Source organism: Pseudomonas onubensis (assembly GCF_965653655.1).
In the GTDB taxonomy this organism is placed as follows: Bacteria; Pseudomonadota; Gammaproteobacteria; order Pseudomonadales; family Pseudomonadaceae; genus Aquipseudomonas.
Genome location: NZ_CBFHAZ010000187.1, coordinates 1 through 3,629 on the forward strand (window position 1 = coordinate 1; position 3,629 = coordinate 3,629).

Here is a 3,629-nt window from a genome sequence, read left to right on the forward strand (position 1 = left end):
TACGATTCACGCGGGCTGTCCTTGTTCGAGTGGTGTGTGTTCGCAACTATCACCGTAGACCAAGGACGGCCTTTTTTCATTTTTCTGTAGTCAGATCAGCTGGTTAGCTGTTAAGGAAGTGCCATTCGGGACAGATTTATTTAAATAACAAAGAACTTGCTTTTGCACTCTCTTGTCAGGTCGCCAAACCTGATCGCCATAAGGGCGACGGGCCGGACTACAAGCCCCGCGCCCAACCCCCCGCCAGGCATCAAAGTGCTGGCCCACGCACAACGCTTCAAGTCTTCATCCCCATGGCCGATACCCTGGCGATGATTAAACGCATCAAAGAACCCGCGCCGGCCAATCGCCGGCGCTCTCAACTCGCTCTACCGTCACACCACAAGGAAGAAGTACATGATCAAGCTATTCTGCAAAGCTGCTGTTGTATTGTCCCTGGCCACGCTGTTTGGCTGCTCCTCGACGCCGTCAGTGGAGAAGATGCAGGCTGACGTGGCGAACTACTCGTTGCCCAAGGCCGCCGTCGCCGATAAAGGCCTGGTGTATGTCGTGCGCCCAAGCAACGTGGGGATGATGGTGCGGTTCAACGTGTTCCTGGATGACAAGGAAGCCGACTCGGAGATGGGTTACAACCGTGGTAACCAGTACATTTATTTCTTCGTGTCGCCGGGCCAGCACGTGATCAGTTCCAAAGCTGAAAACTGGGCTGACATGCCGATCAACGTCAAGGCCGGTGAGGTGGTTTACCTCAAGCAGGAAGTCGAAATGGGCTTCGCCGTGGCGCGCAACAGCCTCAAAGTGCTGAGCGATGTGGAAGGCCGTTATCTGGTCAAGGACGCGTCGTTGGGTACCATTGCAAAAGAAAGCAAGTGAGTTAAAAAGCGCTTGATGCGGCCGGGCGCTGAGCTTGGCCGTTGTTGCTGTTTACATAAGTCGGAGTGACACCGTATGGACGCAATTACCCCCGCTAAACGGCCGACTATTCTGGCCAGCATCGGCCGTCGCCTGCTGGCCCGAATCATCGACTCTGGCATCGCGGTGCTGATCTTTTTCATCGTCAAGTTCGGCGCCGAGGTGCTGTCGGCGTCCGTCCCCGCCGTGACGGCCAAGGGCGGGTTCATTGCGGCGTTTTTCGCAGGTTTTGCCTACCTCTTGCTCGCAGACGCGCTGCCCAATGGCCAGAGCCTGGGCAAGCGCTTGCTCAGCATCGCGGTCGTCGACCGTAAAACCCGTAAGGGCTGCCGCATTTCTCAGTCATTCACCCGCAATGCCGGGGTGCTGGTGATCATCGACTGGGTGTGGATTTTTCTTGAGTCCAGAACCCGCCTCGGCGATATGTTCGCCAAGACCATCGTGATTCAAACCGGCAACTTGACCAAGGTACGTAGTCTTGCCGACATCTATGACGACGGAAAAAATGGGGTCAGACCCTGAGAGGCGAAAAGGGACAGATTTATTCAAGTAACAAATGACTCGGAAAATTAAATAAATCCGCTTTTTCTATGGTCCCCTTTTTCTATGCGCACTGACACGGGAGTAGGTCCACTTGGGCGATTGAATAATCAGTTTGACTCACCTCCTCAATGTGTCGACATAACCGCCGGTTTAACAGGAAGCTCTGAGTATTGCGGGTGCTGCTTCAGGAAGGTTCGAGCCGACTGCTCCTGCCGGTCCACCATGCATACGCCAATGCTGGGGTAGTCGACCGTGCAGGTTGCCAACGCAAGAATTCCGCAGTTCTTCACTCCATAGATAGCGGCAGGGTGTGCGGCGAGAGGGCAGCCGTAGGTCATCTCGCCCAAGTAATTGATCTGGCCGTTAGTCACGGTAAAACGCAGGGGTTTCGAATAGGGGCCCATCACGCCGCGACGCGAGCCAAGGTCGCTTAATTCATAGGTGCCTGCGGGCAGCCATGCCGAGTAATAATCCTTGGGGGCCCAGCCGTAGTCTTTACCGGTGTTCACGTCGCGGAAGTTGATCCAGGTGCCGTAGGGGCCTCCCTGTATCAGCGCTCCCAGGACGAGGCCTGCGTTATCGGCGGAATAGACTTTTGAGTCCAGGGCCATTTCGGGCGGCAATGCTGAGCAGGCACTCACCAATGCTGTCATTCCAACCACAAACAGCTGACTTATCTTGTGCATTCAAACCTCGGTCCATCGAAATAAAATTTAGCTTTCTCGTTAAGATGCAGCACTTCTCAACTTAAGCGTTAAGGATGATACCCGCTATGAGTCGTTTATTTACGGGCCGTGTATTAGGTTCTGTAGCTTTCATATTGATCTTGAGTGGCTGCAGTGTGTCGGGCACTTACCCAGACGCAGCGGAGCCAGATGCCGCCAAGCTACGTTTTATCAGTGACATGAGTAGTGCAACGTTGAGCGTGCTCGATGAGCAGCACTGCGAAGGGCAGACCACGGGCATCCTGAATAACCTATTCCTGGCCAACACCCGCAGGCGAGTGGACATGTCGATTCCGTCGCTCTCCGAGAAAACGCCTTATCTGGAAATTCGGCTGCCCCCGAATAAGGAGTTGCTGTTGCACTTGAATACCCAAGGAGCAGGCTCGGTGTGTGGCATGGCCTTCACCTTCATACCGCAAAGTAGCGCGGAATACGAACTAACGTTCGACCGCGCAGGCAGCCAGTGTATGACTATGCTTAAACGCTTGCACTCAGTACAAGGCCAAGTGGTGCGCTCACCCGTCCCGCTGGTGAATAAAGGTATTGCGAGTTGCATGGGTGCCAACGCTCTTTTTCCGGAACCCCCAAAGGGCCTACCTGCCACCCCGGAACGCGACGCATTGACCGAGCAGATTGTCTCGCAGAGCATCATCGCGGAAATGAAACCCGATGCCACTGCTTTGAACGAAAGCGCGCGGACCGAGGCTATTGATCTAGTGGTCAATAGGCGCAAGGACCAGATGAACCTTGATCTGCCGGACGCTTATTGGACACAGTATCGTCAGAACGTCGCGAACTACCTGGTTCAAGCACAAGGGGTAAAGGCCAAGGCACTTGACCAGTATAAAGTTGAGTACCTCGCGCGTCTCTCCCGGCTGGATACGTCCTCTATCAAAGCATTGGTGCCTGACACCGAGGCGACTGATGTCACCCAAGCACTGGCCACCAACGGTGCTATGTTGCAGTACTACCATCGGCTCAGTGAGCAACTGCAAAAGGAGGTGATGGCGGATAACTGGGCGCGTATGGCCGAATTGGATAAACGTTATGGGGTCTGCAAGCGATACCCACAGTGTTGGCAGAATTGATGATTGAAACTGGAATGGAGCACCTATAAAGCACGCATGCAAATCCCTCACGACCTTGCATTGCTGTAGCTGAGCGCCGTGTTGCTGTTTTGGCAATACGCTACGCAAGTTGAACGCGCGTATGAGCGACCGGACGGTGACTCGAGAGCTGTCTTTCAAGGGCACCACGGTTACGCACCGCGCATACCGCGTGACTTCAGAACCTATGAAAACAAAAGCAGGGAGAGTTGCTTAGTGTAGTGGTCTAATGAAACCGGACACCCATTTAGGCGAGAATGCTCGCCAGATCGAGGTGTCAGATGACCAAACAACGCCGCTCCTTTACTCCTGAATTCAAACGCGAGGCTGCCGACCTCGTGCT

At 54.3% G+C, this 3,629-nt stretch carries 4 protein-coding genes; 3 read left to right on the plus strand and 1 reads right to left on the minus strand.

The window, feature by feature from the left end:
* The first annotated feature begins 480 nt into the window (after positions 1–480).
* Together ACTD9P_RS29390 and ACTD9P_RS29395 are read left to right on the plus strand one after the other, a co-directional pair.
* On the plus strand, positions 481–873 hold the full coding sequence (locus ACTD9P_RS29390; RefSeq protein ID WP_026013838.1) for a DUF2846 domain-containing protein: 393 nt from the start codon (positions 481–483) through the stop codon (positions 871–873).
* Positions 874–948: 75 nt separating this feature from the next.
* Positions 949–1,434 (plus strand): RDD family protein, encoded by a 486-nt coding sequence (locus ACTD9P_RS29395; RefSeq protein ID WP_438870389.1) that lies wholly within the window; start codon positions 949–951, stop codon positions 1,432–1,434.
* Between the two features lie 146 nt (positions 1,435–1,580).
* Here the strand turns inward: ACTD9P_RS29395 and ACTD9P_RS29400 are convergent, their stop codons facing one another.
* Positions 1,581–2,141 (minus strand): hypothetical protein, encoded by a 561-nt coding sequence (locus ACTD9P_RS29400; protein ID WP_438870390.1) that lies wholly within the window; start codon positions 2,139–2,141, stop codon positions 1,581–1,583.
* A gap of 86 nt (positions 2,142–2,227) precedes the next feature.
* On the opposite strand from ACTD9P_RS29400, the gene ACTD9P_RS29405 reads away from it, so the two are divergent.
* Positions 2,228–3,268, plus strand: coding sequence for a hypothetical protein (locus ACTD9P_RS29405; protein WP_438870391.1), 1,041 nt, complete (start codon positions 2,228–2,230; stop codon positions 3,266–3,268).
* Positions 3,269–3,629: the final 361 nt, after the last annotated feature.